An 18316-nucleotide genomic window follows, 5' to 3' on the forward strand; every position below is an offset into this window, starting at 1 on the left:
ATATTTATCTATCCGTTAAAAACATCCATCAATATCTTACTCTAAATCCGGTGAATAAGAATAGGAATAAGAATCAATAACCATAAATATATTCAAAATAAATAATTTATAAGACCTTAATCACAGAATAAAAAACGCCATAACCACATTATAAATAAGGTTAATGGAATACATAAAAACGGTCTTGTGTAAAAAGCATGACCCGCAGTGAAATAAGGCTGTCATTCAGGCGAGTAATGAAGCCAACGCACATGCAACTTGAAGTATGACGAGTATATTATCCATAAAATTGGTCTTTGACATTCTGCTATGGGTTTATTCGGGGGATGAGAATTAAATGCCGAATCAGGTTGAACGTCCTTTACTGGATCTGGGATTAACAAGACTGGAATTCCTGCGTATTTCAGGCAAAGGTCTGGCGGGAATCACTGTCGCGCCAGCACTGCTTTCCTTATTGGGATGCCGACAGGAAGACATTAACAGCGGCAATGTCGGGCTGACCACCACCCCGAAGGGGGTACTGGTAACCAAAAGAGCCAGATGCACTGGCTGCCACCGCTGTGAAACCGCCTGTACTACCTATAACGACGGTAGCGTCGGTTCCTTCTTCTCACGGGTGAAAATCCACCGCCACTTCTATTACGGTGATGGCGGTATTGGCTCTGGCGGCGGATTGTATGGCGATCTCAATTTTACTACCGACACCTGTCGGCAATGTAAAGATCCCGAATGTATGAAGGTCTGCCCGATCAACGTGATCGCTTATAACGAGGAGCAGGGTTGTATTACGGTGGATGCCAGGCGCTGTATTGGTTGTGCCGCCTGTACCACCGCCTGCCCGTGGATGATGGCGACGGTAAATCCACAGATCAAAAAATCCGGTAAGTGTAATTTATGTGGCGAATGCGCTGCCGCTTGCCCTACTGGTGCATTGAGTATCATCGACTGGAAAAATATTACGATCTGAGTCGTTCGGTTTTTATATCTATCCATGACGATGCTTCACACGCAGGAAATAAATTATGATCAACGGTTGGACTGGGAATATATTACGCATCAACTTAACCACGGGCGCCATTACCAAAGAAGATTCCAGTAAATATAAAAAATTTATTGGTGGAATGGGATTTGGTTATAAAATTATGTATGACGAAGTCGCACCGGGCACCAAACCTTTTGACGAAGCGAATAAGGTGGTGTTTGCCGTCGGGCCGTTAACCGGTTCCGGCGCCCCCTGTAGTTCACGCGTTAATATCACCACGCTTTCTACCTTTACCCGCGGTAATTTAGTCATTGACGCCCATATGGGCGGATTCTTTGCCGCCTATATGAAATATGCCGGTTATGACGCCCTTATTATTGAAGGGAAATCAGCCACCCCGGTGTGGATTAATATTCAGGATGATAAGGTCAGCATTGAAAATGCCGCTTTCCTGTGGGGAAAAGGAACCCGCGACACCACAGAAGAAATTTGCCGCGCCACCAATGTGGAAGCCTGCGTCGCCGCTATCGGCCCGGCAGGAGAAAATCTGGTGCCGTTGTCGGGCATTCTGAACAGCCGTAACCACAGCGGCGGAGCCGGCACCGGCGCGGTACTTGGCGCCAAAAACCTGAAAGCCATCGCGGTAATAGGCACCAGGGGGGTGAACGTATCGGACAGGGAAGAACTTAAAAACCTGAACGATTACATGATGACGCAGCTTATCGGCGCGAATAATAACCATGTGGTGCCCAGCACGCCACAAGCCTGGGCCGAATATTCCGATCCTAAATCACGCTGGACGGCCCGTAAGGGGCTGTACTGGAAAGCCGCAGAAGGCGGCCCGATTGAAACCGGCGAGATCCCCCCCGGCGACCAGAATACCGTCGGGTTCCGTACCATGAAGTCGGTCTTTGATCTGGGGCCTGCCGCTGAAAAGTACACGGTGAAAATGGGTGGATGTCACTCCTGCCCGATCCGCTGTTCAGCGCAGTTGAAAGTCCCGCAGGCCAGCGAATACGGCGTCCCAACCACCGGCGGCAACACCTGTGTCGCCCAAACCGCCCATAGCTCACTGTTCCCGCACGGCCCCAAAGACTTTGAGGAAAAAGGGGATGGTAAAGTCATCGCCAATTTTGTCGCATTAAACCTGTTTGACGATATGGGGCTGTGGTGTAACTACGCCCAACTACAGCGCGATTTTGTGTACTGCTATTCACATAACGTCTTCAAACGCGTGCTCCCGGCGGATGAATACGCCTCCATTCGTTGGGATCTGCTGGAAGCGGGCGATCCGGCGTTTATTAAAGATCTCTATCTTCGTCTGGCTCACCGGCAAGGTGAAATCAGTCACCTGGCGGACGGTTCTTATCTGCTGGCGCAAAGGTGGAATCTGGGCGAGGAATACTGGTCGACCACCAAGAATAAGCTGTGGTCGCCGATGGGCTTTCCGGTTCACCACGCCAACGAGGCTTCGGCTCAGGTTGGCGCCATCGTCAACTGCATGTTTAACCGTGATGCCATGACCCACACCCACATTAACTACATCGGCAGCGGGTTACCGTTAAAACTGCAAAAAGAGGTCGCCGCCGAACTGTTCGGTTCAGCGGATGCCTATGACGCAACCAAGAACTACACCCCGATTAACCCGTACAAAATCAACTACGCCAAATGGACGATCCTCAGAAGCTGCCTGCATGACGCGGTAACGCTGTGTAATTGGGTATGGCCGATGACCGTATCGCCGCTGAAAAGCCGTAACTATCGCGGTGATTTAGCGCTGGAAGCCAAATTCTTCGCTGCGGTGACCGGTGAAAATACCACGGAACAAAGCCTGGATCTGGCCGCCGAACGTATCTTCACCCTGCACCGTGCTTATACCGTGAAACTGATGAATACCAAAGACATGCGCCATGAACATGACCAAATCTGTTCGTGGGTATTTGATAAAGATCCTGATATCCCGGTATTTACCGAAGGCACCGACAAGATGGATCGTGAGGATATGCAAAAATCACTGACGATGTTCTATACGGCAATGGGTTGGGACCCTGAACTGGGCTGTCCGACCAGAGCGACACTAATCAGGTTGGATATGGAAGACGTCGCCGACGATCTGGCGTCCCGGAATTTGCTTCCCGCATAGCGGTATTGATTATGAATAAGACACCATCATTCACATCAGGGCCATCCGAGTCAGACGCGCATCAAGAGGCCCTGCCGGACTTAAGCAAAAGACGGTTACTGTTGCCCTTATCTCCCCGTGAGCAGACAGCAGACGAGGTTACCGAACCCAAAGCGCCGTTTTTAGCCGTGGCGGATTATATCCGCCAGTGTTCGGCGGCGGGCGAACTGGTCAACATTCAGTGCTTTCAACAAGCCCCTTATGCTCTGGATGTACAGGCCATCAAAGGGCTGTTTGAACAAATCAACGCCAGCGAAACGTGTACGGACATTCTCTCCATCGGCAGCGATGAAGAACGGTATTACTACTCGGATCGCAGCATGAGTCACAACTATGCCCGGATTTTGGTTTTCACTCACCAGCCGGATGTCTGTAAAACCATTGCCGATACCGTCCGTTTTGAGTGCCAAACCTATCCGCGGCCATACAAGGTGCAGATGCTGCGATTTCCGCCCTACGCTTTCGATCAGGAAAAGATTGACGGCGCGGTTCGCTTTTTTGAGCAGTCCGATGAATTTCAGGATATCCGCCTCGTCGCGGCTTCTAATGGCGAACCTTATTTGTTCAGTGAACGTTTCATGAGTTATGGCAAGGCAAAAGGGCTGTGTGAGTGGATTGAGGTTGAACAATATGACAACCCTTAACGGTTCTAAAAAGTGCGCATTGACGTTTCGGATGCAACCGACTTTGAACGACTCATTTTCTGGGAGGCAAGGAAGATGACATGCTCACGCCGTAAATTTGTGCTCGGCATGGGATCGGTGATTTTTTTCAGCGCGCCGCTCTTCTCCGCCTTCGGCGGAACAGACAAAAACAAACCGGTGCGCTACGCCATGATCCACGACGAAGTGCTGTGTAACGGTTGCAATATTTGCACCGTGGCCTGCCATAAAGTGAACAAAGTTCCTGTCGGCGCCTCAAGGATGAGCATTGCCCATATTGCCATGACGCCCCCCGAACAGGGAAACACCTATCACTTTTTCCGCCACGCCTGCCAACATTGTGAAGATGCGCCCTGCATCTCCGTATGCCCGACCGGTTCATCCTATCGGGATGAAAGCAACGGCATTGTGCGGGTGGACAAGGCGAAATGTATCGGTTGCAGCTACTGTATTTCAGCCTGTCCCTATCAAGTGCGTTACCTCAATCCGATAACCCGCGTGGCCGATAAATGCGATTTCTGTCTGGAGTCGCGGCTGAATAAAGGCTTTCCGCCAATCTGCGTCAGCGCCTGTCCGCAGAGTGCGCTTATTTTTGGGCGTGAGGACAGTGAACCCGTCCAGACCTGGCTGAAAACCCATGAATATTATCAATACCAACTGCCCGATGTCGGTAAGCCGCATATTTATCGTCGCCCCGGCCCCCATGACGTCGAAAAGGTAAATGTATGAATATCATGCCGAATGCAGAGCGGTTTCAGGAGCAGCTTTATCAATATGTTTATATCTATACGCCTGATTTTTGGCCGGTATGGCTGATTCTGGCGGGGATTTTGTTGGTGGGAATGCTGGGCGTATTAACCCTGCATGGATTGCTGCGTTACAAATTCGCCCGGCCTCACGTCGGCTTACACCAGGAAAAAGTGTATCTCTACTCACGGGCGATCCGCTTATGGCACTTGAGTAATGCGTCACTGTTTATTCTGTTGCTCGCCAGTGGCTTACTTAACCACTTCGCGGTTGGCTCGGTGAAAGATACCGTGATACTGGTGGCTCTGCATGAACTGTGCGGCTATCTATTATTAATCAGTTGGGTTGCTTTTGTGTTGATCAATGCGTTTGGCGGCAACGGCCATCATTACCTTATTGAGCGTAAAAGCTGGGGACAACGGGCCTTTCTACAGGTTCGTTTTTATCTGTACGGCATCATCAAAGGGGAAGAACACCCGTTCCCGGCCACGCCACGCGCCAAGTTTAATCCGTTGCAACAGGTTGCTTATCTTGGCGTGATGTACGCGTTGCTGCCAGCCTTGCTGGCGACGGGCGTGTTGTTAAGCAACCCGCTGTGGCTCCCGGCTGATTTTGTGCTGGTCAAAGCCTGGCTGTTGCCGCTGCATCTGGCGCTGGCCGTTGCCAGCCTGTTCTTCCTTTGCGGGCATATTTATCTGTGTACCACCGGGCGAACGCCTACCCAAACGTTCCGCTGCATGATTGATGGTTATCATCGTCATTAAGGCGGAAAATAAGCGACGCAGGATATCAGGCGAGAATGAACAAAATTACCCGTCAGCAATTACATTCATTACAGGTAAGCCCGCAGATTTATCGCTGGTTCCTGCGCCGTTTTCCGCAAGGCGGTGATTATACAGAGATTCATCATGCCCTGATGTGTGACGGATACATTGAATGGATGGAAAGCCTGGTGGCGTACAGCTATGCCGTCAGCTTCGACACGCCGTCGTTCATTGCACAGGAAATAAGCGCCACACAGGCGATGGTTGACAGGTTGACTGACGGTAATAACGGGGTTATTCAGGTAAGGCCGCGTTCCCGTTCTGGAAAATATACACCTGATATGCTCAGTGAAGTGCAATTGGCCACTGGCGACCCGATGCTGGATATCGGCTGCATTGGCCTGCCAAGCAAAGTCGCCACGTCAGGCCCCTATAACTTTATCGGCAATTCAGGCGAAAACAGCGGCATTGCCAGCGTAGGCTACGCCTGTCAGCTCGCCAGTTCCGGCTTTGCAGTGAAGATCAGTAATGCCGGTCAGCACTGTCGTATCGGCAGTTTAGGCGGACGGGCACGCATCAGTAACAGTGGCAATTCCGCTAAAATCAGCAGCGCGGGCCGTGGCTCACACATATCCAACAGCGGTATGCGCAGCTATATCAGCAGCGTGGGCGAATCAACGACCATCGCCAATGTGGGTGATATGTGTAAAATCGGCACATCAGGAAATGACAACCGTATTGCCAATACGGGCAACAACGTTTCAATCTCGGTAACGGGTGAAAACACCGTGGTTACCTCGTCCGGCCTGATTAACACGCTGGTGCTGGGTAAAGGCGGCTGTGCCGCATTGACCTATCACGATGGCGTTCGAACCCGTTTTCTGGTGGTCTATGAGGGCGAAAACGGCATCACCGCCGGGGTAAAATATCGGTTTAACGATGCATTTGAACTTGAGGTGTGCGGGTAAATCGCCGTTAACAGCAACCGGCGGCGGCACCTATTCCACTTTCCCACCCGATAGTAAAAAGCGCCGCATAAGATCGCCCCCACGCCGCGCCATTATCAAAATAAGAATTTACATATCAAAGTCTTATCGGCTTGATATTCCAGATTTCCTCAGCATATTCACCGATGGTGCGATCGGAGGAGAAGTAGCCCATATTGGCAATATTATGCGCGGTGCAGCGCGTCCATTCTTCCTTATTGCGATACAAATCGTCCACTCTGTCATGCGTATCAACATAGCTGCGGTAGTCTGCCAGCAGTTGATAGTAGTCACCAAAGTTCACCAGCGAATCAAATAGGTCGCTGTAGCGTCTGGTGTCATCCGGGCTGAAAACGCCGGTGGCAATCTGGGTGAGCACCCGGTGCAACTCATCATCCTTATCGTAATATTCACGCGGGTTGTAACCATTTTGGCGCAGTGCCTCCACCTGATCGGCGGTATTACCGAAAATAAACATATTTTCTTCGCCAACGTGTTCCAGCATTTCCACGTTGGCGCCGTCCAGCGTACCGATGGTCAAGGCGCCGTTTAGCGCAAACTTCATATTGCTGGTGCCTGAGGCTTCCGTACCCGCCAGTGAAATTTGCTCAGAGAGATCCGCCGCCGGGATAATGATCTGCGCCAGGCTGACGCTATAGTTGGGAATAAACACCACCTTCAACCGATCGTGCACGGCGGGATCATTGTTGATCACTTTCGCCACATCATTGATCAGATTGATAATATGCTTGGCCATGTAATAGGCCGATGCGGCTTTTCCGGCAAAGATCACCACGCGTGGCACCCGGTCAAGATCCGGATCGTCCTTAATGCGGTTGTAAAGCGTGATGATGTGCAACACATTCAGCAATTGCCGTTTGTATTCATGTATGCGTTTGATTTGCACATCAAACAGCGCCTCTGGATTGACGACGATATTTAAGTTTTCCGCAATGTAGTCTGCCAGGCGCTCCTTGTTCTCCAGCTTGGCCTCACTGATCTTCTGCACAAAAGCCGGGTAGTCAATATGTTGTTTCAGTTCGCTCAGTTGACTAAGATCGGTACGCCAGGTCTGCCCAATGGCATCGTCCAGCACCCTGGCAAGCGGGCGGTTTGCCAGCGCCAGCCAGCGCCGCGGCGTTACCCCATTGGTTTTATTACAGAAGCGGTTGGGGAACAGACGCGCAAAATCGGCAAACAGCGACTGCACCATCAGATCGGAATGCAGCTCCGACACCCCGTTCACTTTATGGCTTGCCACCACCGCCAGCCAGGCCATGCGGACTTTACGCCCGTTGGTTTCCTCAATGATGGAAACCCGCGCCAACAGATCATTGTCGTCAGGGAACTGTTTTTGGACGTACTCCAGAAAATGCTCGTTAATCTCGAAAATCAATTGCAGATGGCGCGGCAAAATTTTGCCCAGCATATCAACCGGCCAGGTTTCCAGCGCTTCCTGCATCAACGTATGGTTGGTATAGGAAAAAACCTGGGTGACGACCTTCCAGGCATCCTGCCACTTGAATTTATGTTCATCAATCAGCAGCCGCATCAGTTCAGGGATTGCCAGCACCGGGTGGGTATCATTCAGGTGGATGGCGAATTTTTCCGCCAGATGGTTGTAGGTTTTATGCATCATCCAGTGGCGGCTGAGGATGTCCTGCACCGTGGCGGAAACCAGGAAATATTCCTGACGCAGCCGCAGCTCACGCCCTGAATAGGTTGAGTCGTCAGGATAAAGTACTCTGGATACGTTTTCCGAATGGTTCTTATCTTCAACCGCCGCGAAATAATCGCCCTGATTAAATTTACCCAGATTGATTTCATTACTGGCCTGCGCACTCCATAAACGCAAAGTATTGGTCGCATCGGTATCAAAACCGGGAATGATCTGATCGTAAGCGCAAGCCAGAACTTCTTCCGTTTCCACCCAGCGGACTTTGGCGCCCTCCTGCTGGATACGTCCGCCAAAACGCACTTTGTAGCGTGTGCTGTGGCGGGGGAACTCCCATGAATTACCGTATTCGAGCCAGTAATCCGGCGATTCCGCCTGCCGCCCATCAACGATATTTTGCTTAAACATGCCGTATTCGTAACGAATGCCATAGCCACGCCCCGGCAGCGCCATAGTGGCTAATGAGTCCAGAAAACAGGCCGCCAGCCGCCCCAGACCGCCATTACCCAGGCCCGGATCGTTCTCTTCCTGTAAAAGATCGTCAAGTTCCAGCCCCATACCATCCAGCGCCGCCTTTAAATCGTCATAAAGGCCCATGGCCAGTAACGCATTAGATAGTGTGCGCCCCAGCAAGAATTCCATGGAAAGGTAATAGACCTGACGGACATCCTGCGAAAGCTGCGCCCGGTTAGAGCGCAGCCAGCGTTCAACCATGCGGTCACGCACCGCCAGCAGGGTGGCATTCAGCCAGTCATGCTGAGTGGCTATCGCCGGATCTTTGCCAATAGCGAACATGAGTTTGTAAGCGATGGAATGTTTCAACGCTTCCACACTGAGCGTTGGTGCAGTATAGATAAACGGCGTGTTCATAATATTCATTCCCAAGTAAGTGTCACTATGCCCTTGATATTTCAGGCTACCGCACCTGAAATCTACTGGGTATACAAGCGTTGATATAGCGCACGGTAAGCCTGAGCGGCTACCTGCCAGTCAAAATCCATTGCCATCGCCTGACGCTGCACATAACGCCAGAGCGTTGGGCGCGACCATAATACAAACACACGACGAATCGCCCTGGAGAGCGATCCAACATTACAATCATTAAACACAAACCCGCTCGCCAGACCATCCGCCAGATTTTCCAGCGAGCAGTCAGCGACCGTATCCGCCAACCCGCCGGTACGGCGCACCAGCGGCAAGGTTCCATATTTCAGCCCATAGAGCTGCGTTAACCCGCAAGGCTCAAACCGGCTGGGAACCATGATGACATCCGCCCCGCCGATAATACGGTGAGAAAAGGCTTCGTGATAACCAATCTGCACCCCGACCTGGCCATGATACTTGGCGGCGGCGGCCAGAAACCCTTCCTGCAATTGGGCATCTCCCGCCCCCAGCACCGCCAGTTGCCCTCCCTGATCCAACAAGTCAGGCACCGCGCTCAAGGCAATATCCAGTCCCTTTTGGCTGGTAAGACGGCTGACAATGGCAAACACCGGCGCTTTGTCATCCACCTTAAGTCCCATCGCCGTTTGCAGATGCCGTTTATTCTCAGCCTTATTCGCCAGCACGTCCCGGTTGTAATGGCTGGTCAATAACGAATCATGCGCCGGATTCCAGATAGCATCATCAACCCCATTGAGAATGCCTGATAAGCGCCCTTCTTCTTCCCGGCTTTTCAATAGCCCCTCCATACCATAACCGTATTCAGGCAGGGTGATTTCATGCGCATAGGTCGGGCTGACGGTGGTGACATGATCGGCGTAATACAGCCCGGCTTTAAGGTAGGAAATCTGCCCATTAAACTCCAGCCCATAAACCTGAAAGAAGTCCGGCGGAAGCTGAAGTTCAGCCATATGCCGGGCATCAAATAGCCCCTGATACGCTAGATTATGGACGGTAAATACCGATTTTGCCGGGCGGTTACGAGCCGCCAGATAGGCACAGGCCAACCCGGCGTGCCAGTCATGAGAATGCACAACGTCAGGCCGCCAGTAATGATCCAGCCCGCAGGCTATCTCGCATCCCATCCAGCCCAACAGGGCAAAACGTAAATAGTTGTCCGAATAAGCGTACAGTGCGGGATCGTGATAAGGGCTACCCGCACGCTGGTACAGCGTCGGCGCATCAATCAGATAAATACCGACGCCATTAAAATGACCATACAGCAAGGTGACATGACCGGCGAACGTGTCCAGTTCACGCACCACCTGCGTATTGGTAATACTTTTTTTCAGCGCGGGAAACGCAGGCAACATAACCCTAACATCCATGCCGGCCTCAATCTGTGCCGCAGGCAATGCCCCGGTAACATCCGCCAACCCCCCGGTTTTCAATAGCGGAAACAACTCTGAACAAACGTGTAATACCTGCATTATCACTCCTGTTTTGCCCCAATGACTTTATGCGGGAAACACCATGACGAGTCCGATAACAACCTGCCAATTTGACTTCCAGTTTCGTTACCCACGATTCCTACGCCACCCGTCATCCCGCTTTCTCCATCTTGAGGGCGCAAACCTGATATTTCTCTTACAGCTTTTCCAGCATCGCCCTCGTCACCAGCACAACGCCGTCTTCCGAACGATAAAAACGGCGGCTGTCTTCTTCCGCGTTTTCGCCAATGATCGTACCCTCCGGGAGTTTACAGGCGCGGTCGATGACACAGCGGCGCAGGCGGCAGGAACGACCGACGGTGACATCCGGCAACAATACCGTCGAATCAATGCTGCAAAACGAATTCACCCGAACGCGAGGAAACATCACCGAGTGCGTCACCACCGAACCGGAAATAATGCAGCCGCCTGACACCAGAGAGTTCATGGTCATACCGTGACTGCCGGAGTGGTCCTGCACAAATTTTGCAGGGGGTAATGACTCAATCGCCGAGCGAATCGGCCAGCTAAGGTCGTACATATCCAGTTCCGGCGTAACCGACGCCAAATCGAGGTTCGCCTGCCAGTATGCCTCCAGCGTACCGACATCCCGCCAGTAGGGCTGGCCACTCTCGCCCGTTGTCACACACGAGAGGGTAAATGGATGCGCCCAGGCTGAACGTTGCGCGACAATTTTCGGGATCAGATCCTGGCCAAAGTCATGGTTGGAATCCGTCACGCAAAGATCTTCTTCCAGTAAGCGATAAAGGTAGTTCGCATTAAAAACATAGATGCCCATGCTTGCCAGCGCCATATCCGGGTTATCCGGCATGGGGATGGGCTTCTCCGGTTTTTCCGCGAAATCGAGGATACGGTGCTGTTTGTCCACGCTCATGACGCCAAAGGCGCTGGCTTCTTGCAGCGGCACAGGCAGACAGGCCACGGTGCATTCCGCCCCTTTTTCGACATGGTCGATCAACATGCGTGAATAATCCATTTTGTAGATATGATCGCCGGCCAGTATCACCACATACTCCGCCCGATAACGGCGGATGATATCCAGATTCTGACAGACCGCATCGGCGGTGCCGCGATACCAGTGCTCGGCGGCGGAGTTACGCTGCTGTGCCGGCAGCAGATCGATAAACTCGTTCATTTCCACATTCAGGAAAGACCAGCCGCGCTGAATATGCTGCACCAGCGTATGCGACTGATACTGAGTAATTACCCCGATACGCCGTATCCCGGAGTTGAGGCAGTTGGACAGGGCGAAATCAATAATGCGGAACTTGCCGCCGAAATGAACCGCAGGCTTGGCTCTTAGCGCCGTCAAATCTTTTAAACGCGTTCCCCGGCCCCCTGCCAGAATTAATGCCACTGACTTAAGGGGTAATTGTCTTGCCAGCATCAGGGGATCGTTTTTGTCGTTATTCACCATGGCTAACTCCTTCTTATTGTTTTATAAGAATGCAAACCGCCGGTGCATTGCCGAGCCATACCCCATCGTTAACCCGGTTCTCTTGTTCATCAAAGGGAGGGGAAACGCGCCACTGCCCTGGCGGCAGGGTGAAATCCTCCGCTTGTACACAGGCGTTAATCACCAGTAACCAACGTTCGGAAAGCAAAATCTGTAACTGATGCGCCCCTTGCTCCCATTGCTGCGGAGTCAGTGGTTGTCCTTGTCTGTCCAGCCATTGAACAGCGTTATCCCCCTCATGCCACCACCCCTCCTGCTGCAACGCCGGTATCGTGCGGCGCAGGTGGATTAACCCGGCGGTAAACCGCATCAGGGCGCGATCGGCGGTATCCCAGTGCAGCCAGGTCAGTTCGTTATCCTGACAATAGGCATTATTGTTACCCTGCTGGCTGTGTCCCAGTTCATCACCCGCCAACAGCATGGGGGTTCCCTGCGATAACAATAGCGTGGTCAGCAATGACCGCTGGCTGGCATGACGGCGCCGTTGCGTCTGCTCATCGGCATCCAGCCCTTCCGTTCCGTGGTTATAGCTGTAATTGTTGTCGGTGCCGTCGCGGTTGTTTTCCCCATTCGCCTGATTGTGCTTATGGTTAAAACTGACCAGATCACGCAGGGTAAAGCCATCATGGGCGGTAAGTTTGTTGACAGAGGCGTAAGGCAGGCGGTCGTGATGCTGAAAGATGTCGCTGGAGGCGGCAAAACGGCGGGCGAACACGCCCAGCGGAATGTCGCCATGCAGCCAGAAGCGGCGCATGTCATCACGATAACGATCGCTCCATTCGGCGAATGGCGCGGGGAATTGCCCTAATTGATAACCGCCGTTGCCCAGATCCCAGGGTTCGGCAATCAGTTTGCACCCCTGAAGCTGAGGATCGTTTCTCATCGCCATGAATAACGGCGCCGAGGGGTCAAAATCCGGCGTGCGTCCTAACACCGTCGCCAAATCAAAACGGAAACCGTCAACATGGCAGACGTCGCGCCAAAAGCGCAGGCAGCTTATCACCCAGTCGATAACCGCCGGATGATTAAGGCGCAGCACGTTGCCGCAGCCCGTCCAGTTGTGGTATTCGCCCTGTTCGGTCAGCCAGTAATAGCTGCGGTTATCAATACCACGCAGGGAAAGCGTCGGCCCTGCCACATCCAGCTCGGCGCTGTGGTTAAATACCACGTCCAGAATGACCTCGATACCGGCCTGATGCAGCGCTTTTACCGCATCCCGAAACTCGTTCAACGCATCTTCGCCCGCAGCCAGACCGTTATCCACCGCGAACGGCAGCAGCACGTTGTAGCCCCAGTAATTACGCAACCCCATCTGCTGTAGCCGCGGTTCATCGGCATGTTGCTGGACGGGAAGCAACTCCAGCGCGGTGATGCCCAGCGTTTTCAGATAGTCGATGACCACCGGGTGCCCCAGCGCCGCGTAGCTGCCGCGAATCGCTGCGGGAATCTCAGGGTGTAATTGCGTCAGCCCGCGCACATGTGCTTCATAAATCACGGTCTGATGCCAGGGCGTGTGCGGGTAGCGATCGTCCTGCCAGTCGTAATCCTCATGGATGACGACGCATTTGGCCATCACGCCCGCGCTGTCGCGCTCATCACGCCGATCGACGCCGCCTTGCAGGCTGTCGTCATCCACCACCCAGCCATCCAACTGACGGGCGCACGGGTCCAGCAACAGTTTATGCGGATTAAAACGCAAGCCTTGCGACGGTTCAAACGGCCCGTCCACCCTCAACCCATAGCGTAATCCTGGTTTCGCGCCGGGCAGATAACCATGCCAGATGTCGCCGCTGCGTGCGGTTAATTCCAGCCGCTGTTCCTGCTGTTGTTCATCAAACAGACATAACTCAACCCGTTCGGCCTCTGCCGAAAACACGGCGAAATTAACGCCCTCGCCATTAAAGCTCGCCCCCAGCGGGGTAGGGCTGCCCGCTTGTAATACCGTCATTCATACCTCCCTCACCAAATACAGCGTTGCCAGTGGAGGAATGGTCAGCACCAGCGACTGTGGCCGTTGATGACTACCGATATCTTCGCTGTGAACCGGGCCTTCATTACCCAGATTACCGCCGTGGTAGTGATAGGAGTCGGTATTGATTATCTCCCGCCAGCGACCGGGCTGATTAATACCAATGCGATAGCCATAACGCGGCACCGGGGTAAAATTACTGACCACCAGGATTTCATTTCCCTGTTCGTCGCGCCGCACAAAGGCAAACACCGAGTTTTCCCGGTCATCCACCACCAGCCACTCGAATCCCTGCGGCTGGAAATCCAGTTGGTGGAGCGGCGGCTGACAGCGATAGCAATGGTTGAGATCGCGCACCAGATGCTGCACGCCCCGGTGCCAGCCTTCCGGCTCGTCCAGCAAATGCCAGTCCAGACTGGCGTCGTAGTTCCATTCACGCCCCTGGGCGAATTCGCATCCCATAAACAGCAGTTTTTTGCCGGGATAGGCCCACATAAAGCCGTAGTAAGCCCGCAGGTTAGCGAATTTCTGCCAGGCGTCGCCGGGCATACGGTCAAGCAGCGAACGCTTGCCATGAACCACTTCATCATGAGAGATCGGCAGCACGAAGTTTTCGCTGTAGGCATACAACATGCCGAACGTCAGCCGATCATGGTGGTACTTACGGTGAACCGGATCGAGTTGCATATAAGACAAAGTGTCGTGCATCCAGCCCATATTCCATTTGTAATGGAATCCCAACCCATTGCAGTCAGGGGGTAAGGTCACGCCCGGATAATCCGTAGACTCTTCCGCGACGGTAATCGCGCCCGGCGCAGCATGGCCCAGCATCTGATTGGTGTAGCGCAGGAAGGCGATCGCTTCAAGGTTCTCTTTTCCGCCGAAATAGTTCGGCACCCATTGCCCTTCACTGCGGCTGTAGTCACGGTAAATCATGGAGGCGACGGCATCCACCCGCAGCCCGTCAATGCCATAGCGCTCCATCCAGAACAGGGCGTTGCCGGCCAGATAGTTACGCACCTCATGGCGGCCATAATTATAAATCAGGGTATTCCAGTCCTGATGATAGCCTTCACGGGGATCGGCATATTCATACAGCGCCGTACCGTCAAACTGGGTCAGACCATATTCATCACTGGGGAAATGCCCCGGAACCCAGTCCAGCAGGACGTTAATGCCCGCCTCATGCAAGGCGTCGATAAATTTTCTGAATTCCTGCGGCGTACCAAAACGGCGCGTTGGCGCATACAGGCCGAGCGGCTGATAGCCCCAACTGCCGTCAAACGGATGTTCATTGATGGGCATCAGTTCGATATGCGTAAACCCCATCTCCTTAACATAGGCGATAAGCTGCTCCGCCAGTTCCTGATAACTGAGCCAGAAGTTGTTATCCGTATGCCGCCGCCAGGAGCCGAGATGGACTTCATAAATGGAAATCGGCGCCTGTAGGCCATTGGCCTGACGACGCGCTTCATTAACCGGCGCTTTCTCTGGCAAAGGGGTAATCAGGGAGGCGGTATCAGGGCGCATTTGCGCTTCAAATGCGTAAGGGTCGGCTTTCAGACGGACGTTGCCATGACAGTCAATCATCTCATATTTATACAACTGCCCTGACGTCACGGCTGGAAGGAACAATTCCCAAATACCGTTTTCTTTTCTCAAACGCATAGGATGACGACGGCCATCCCAGAAATTGAACTGCCCGACGACGGAAACCCGCTGCGCATTCGGCGCCCAGACCGCAAAACGGGTGCCTTCCACGCCATCCAGCGTTGCCGGATGCGCGCCTAAACGTTCGTAAGGGCGTAAATGCGTGCCTTCTGCCAACAACCAGATATCCAGATCCTGCAACAGCGGCCCGAAGCGATAAGGATCTTCGATCAGATACGTTTCCTGTTGCCAGGTAACAACCAACTGATAATGAAATGAATTTTTTCTGCGCGGCAACACGGCACAAAAAAAACCGCGTTCATCATAGCGTGCCAACTGCGCCACTTTCCGCCCGTTATGGGCCTCTGCCACCCACACGTCCTGCGCATCAGGTAATAACGCACGCACTTCGATGCCTTTTGGGGTTTGGTGCATTCCCAATAATGAAAATGGATCGGCATAATGCCCGGCAATAAGTGAATTAATCGCATCAGAAAGCTCTGGCATGACATCCATCCTCTGATTAAGCATTTGAATTAAATAAATATACTCTTCATCTGCACGTTGCAGGCGCGTTAGCGTTAAATCACCGTGCCGTCGTTATATTTCCTCCCAATGAGATTATGACGATCGAAATAATAAAAATGATTAAAAACAAATAATTAAAATTAACATCATCAATAACAATTATGCATAAAAACAACGACTAATATAAGAAAACCCACTAGCTGTTTAATTTTAGTCAAGAAACGACAAACCCGTTCAAACTCATTAAATTCTTCTCGTTCATGCTTTTAAGCATAAAGCATGAACATTTATTTTTAGGATACATTGCTCACAGTTAGTTCACGTATGCAATAAAAGCGGTACAATTCGACGGCTTAAGCATTGCGAGGGTATTTCCCATGGTCAGTCAGGTCGACCTGATTCTTTCTTTACTGCAACAGATGTGCGTTTATCTGGTGATCGCTTACCTGTTAAGTAAAACGCCGTTATTCATTCCGCTGATGCAGGTCACAATCCGCCTGCCCCACAAGCTGGTGTGCTACTTGGTTTTCTCCGTGTTCTGCATCATGGGCACCTATTTCGGCCTGCATATTGATGACTCCATTGCCAATACCCGCGCCACCGGCGCGGTATTGGGCGGTATGCTCGGCGGGCCGTCCGTCGGTTTTCTGGTCGGGTTGACCGGCGGGCTCCATCGTTACTCGATGGGGGGAATGACGGCGCTGGCATGTATGCTGTCTACCATTGCAGAAGGGCTGATTGGCGGGTTGCTGCATCGCTATCTGGCGCAGCGTAACCGTATTGACCTGCTGTTTCAGCCCCTGGTGGTCGGCCTGACCGCACTGGTAGCCGAAATACTGCAAATGGCCATTATCCTGCTGGTTGCACGGCCTTTTACGGATGCCGTGGCATTGGTGCGAGACATTGCGCTGCCGATGATGATCACCAACACCATTGGCGCAGCCATGTTTATGCGTATTCTGCTCGACAGGCGAGCTATTTTTGAGAAGTACACCTCGGCCTTCTCCGCTAAGGCGCTGCAAATCGCCGCCCGTGCCGAAGGGGCGCTACGACAGGGTTTTAATGAGCAAAACAGTATGCGCGTCGCCCGCATTCTGTATGAAGAGCTGGGCGTTGGCGCCGTTGCCATCACCGATCGTGAGAAATTGCTGGCGTTTATCGGTTTGGGCGACGACCACCATATCGTAGACTCCCCCATCACCTCCTGCCACACCCATCGGGCGATTGACAATAATCAGGTAGTCTATGCCGATGGCAACGAAATGCCTTATACCTGTTCCATTTCGCCCAACTGCAAACTGGGGTCAACGCTGGTGATCCCGTTACGTGGTGAAGAACAACAGGTTATTGGCACGATCAAGCTGTATGAACCCAAGAACAAGCTGTTTTCCAGCGTCAACCGTACGCTGGGGGAAGGGATTGCCCACCTGCTCTCCGAGCAGATTCTGGCCGGACGGTTCGAACGGCAAAAACAGTTATTGGTACAGTCGGAAATCAAGCTATTACATGCACAGGTTAATCCTCACTTCCTGTTTAATGCGCTCAATACCCTTTCCGCCGTGATACGGCGCAATCCCGACCACGCCCGCCAGTTGGTTCTGTCTCTGTCGACCTTTTTCCGCAAAAACCTCAAGCGCAGCAACGATGAGGTGCCACTCAGCGACGAACTGGAACATGTTAACGCTTACCTGGAAATTGAAAAAGCGCGTTTCGCCGATCACCTGACAGTGGATATCACACTGCCAGCCGAACTGCTGGAGGCACGGTTACCGGCCTTTTCCCTGCAACCGATCGTCGAAAACGCCATCAAGCATGGTATTTCACAGATGATCGACGTCGGGCATATTCATATCAGCGGACGCCTGCACGCCAATACGCTGGAGTTGACGGTAGAAGACAACGCCGGTATGTACCAACCGCCCAGCGGCGGAGACGGTCTGGGTATGAATCTGGTGGACAGGCGAATCAAGGCTCGTTATGGCAAACGTTTTGGCATCACCGTCGTCAGCCAGGCCGAGAGATTTACCCGGGTAGAAGTGCGCGTACCCTTTATTTCACCTCGCAAGGCGTTAGCAGATATCGACAACGCGGCCTGAGGTTTTTACGTTCTTCTCTTGTTGCCCTCACGCAAGAATTGTCAACACGCTCTGACGCTCTTACCAAGTAAGAGTAATGCTTCCACATCAACAAACGGGAAGGCCGCAGCAATGGAATATGCCGAGTTCATTGAAACTGACTTTTTTAGCAAACAACGTGAAAAACTCTTAATGAAGATGAGTATACAGAGCTTCAAAAATTGTTAGTTACTGATCCAGAATTGGG

12 protein-coding genes are annotated in these 18316 nt (G+C 52.5%); 7 read left to right on the forward strand and 5 right to left on the reverse strand.

Annotated features, from left to right (window positions below; translation table 11 throughout):
• Positions 1 to 337: 337 nt before the first annotated feature.
• The 6 genes from BIY29_RS15180 to ydhT all read left to right on the forward strand — a co-directional run bounded on the left by BIY29_RS15180 (position 338) and on the right by ydhT (position 6305).
• A complete protein-coding gene (locus tag BIY29_RS15180; RefSeq protein WP_121575931.1) occupies positions 338 to 967 on the forward strand; it encodes a ferredoxin-like protein in 630 nt (209 codons plus the stop codon).
• A 55-nt stretch (positions 968 to 1022) separates the two neighbouring features.
• Positions 1023 to 3125, forward strand: coding sequence for an aldehyde ferredoxin oxidoreductase (locus tag BIY29_RS15185; RefSeq protein ID WP_121575932.1), 2103 nt, complete (start codon positions 1023 to 1025; stop codon positions 3123 to 3125).
• Between the two features lie 11 nt (positions 3126 to 3136).
• Positions 3137 to 3808, forward strand: coding sequence for a YdhW family putative oxidoreductase system protein (locus BIY29_RS15190; RefSeq protein ID WP_121575933.1), 672 nt, complete (start codon positions 3137 to 3139; stop codon positions 3806 to 3808).
• Between the two features lie 75 nt (positions 3809 to 3883).
• Complete coding sequence (locus BIY29_RS15195) at positions 3884 to 4555, forward strand: 4Fe-4S dicluster domain-containing protein (RefSeq protein ID WP_121575934.1); 672 nt, start codon at positions 3884 to 3886, stop codon at positions 4553 to 4555.
• Complete coding sequence (gene phsC, locus BIY29_RS15200; protein ID WP_121575935.1) at positions 4552 to 5337, forward strand: thiosulfate reductase cytochrome B subunit; 786 nt, start codon at positions 4552 to 4554, stop codon at positions 5335 to 5337. The genes BIY29_RS15195 and phsC overlap by 4 nt, the downstream gene beginning before the upstream one ends.
• Before the next feature lie 35 nt (positions 5338 to 5372).
• Positions 5373 to 6305: a protein YdhT gene (gene ydhT / locus BIY29_RS15205; RefSeq protein WP_121575936.1), complete on the forward strand. Its 933-nt coding sequence runs from the start codon at positions 5373 to 5375 to the stop codon at positions 6303 to 6305.
• A 115-nt stretch (positions 6306 to 6420) separates the two neighbouring features.
• Here ydhT and glgP read toward each other — a convergent pair whose 3' ends face one another.
• The 5 genes from glgP to glgB all read right to left on the reverse strand — a co-directional run bounded on the left by glgP (position 6421) and on the right by glgB (position 15973).
• On the reverse strand, positions 6421 to 8868 hold the full coding sequence (gene glgP / locus BIY29_RS15210; RefSeq protein ID WP_121575964.1) for a glycogen phosphorylase: 2448 nt from the start codon (positions 8866 to 8868) through the stop codon (positions 6421 to 6423).
• Between the two features lie 62 nt (positions 8869 to 8930).
• Entirely contained in the window at positions 8931 to 10370 is a 1440-nt protein-coding gene (glgA, locus tag BIY29_RS15215; RefSeq protein WP_121575937.1) for a glycogen synthase GlgA, read from the reverse strand.
• A 157-nt stretch (positions 10371 to 10527) separates the two neighbouring features.
• The gene (gene glgC / locus BIY29_RS15220; RefSeq protein WP_121575938.1) at positions 10528 to 11808 is read right to left on the reverse strand and encodes a glucose-1-phosphate adenylyltransferase; all 1281 of its coding nucleotides are present in this window, start codon (positions 11806 to 11808) and stop codon (positions 10528 to 10530) included.
• Between the two features lie 13 nt (positions 11809 to 11821).
• A complete protein-coding gene (glgX, locus tag BIY29_RS15225) occupies positions 11822 to 13795 on the reverse strand; it encodes a glycogen debranching protein GlgX (RefSeq protein WP_121575939.1) in 1974 nt (657 codons plus the stop codon).
• Positions 13796 to 15973: a 1,4-alpha-glucan branching enzyme gene (gene glgB / locus BIY29_RS15230; protein WP_170158953.1), complete on the reverse strand. Its 2178-nt coding sequence runs from the start codon at positions 15971 to 15973 to the stop codon at positions 13796 to 13798.
• Between the two features lie 398 nt (positions 15974 to 16371).
• Here glgB and BIY29_RS15235 point away from each other — a divergent pair, with 398 nt between their 5' ends.
• The gene (locus tag BIY29_RS15235) at positions 16372 to 18090 is read left to right on the forward strand and encodes a sensor histidine kinase (RefSeq protein WP_121575941.1); all 1719 of its coding nucleotides are present in this window, start codon (positions 16372 to 16374) and stop codon (positions 18088 to 18090) included.
• Positions 18091 to 18316: the final 226 nt, after the last annotated feature.

The sequence above is a fragment of the Brenneria alni genome (assembly GCF_003666245.1).
Lineage (GTDB): Bacteria > Pseudomonadota > Gammaproteobacteria > Enterobacterales > Enterobacteriaceae > Brenneria > Brenneria alni.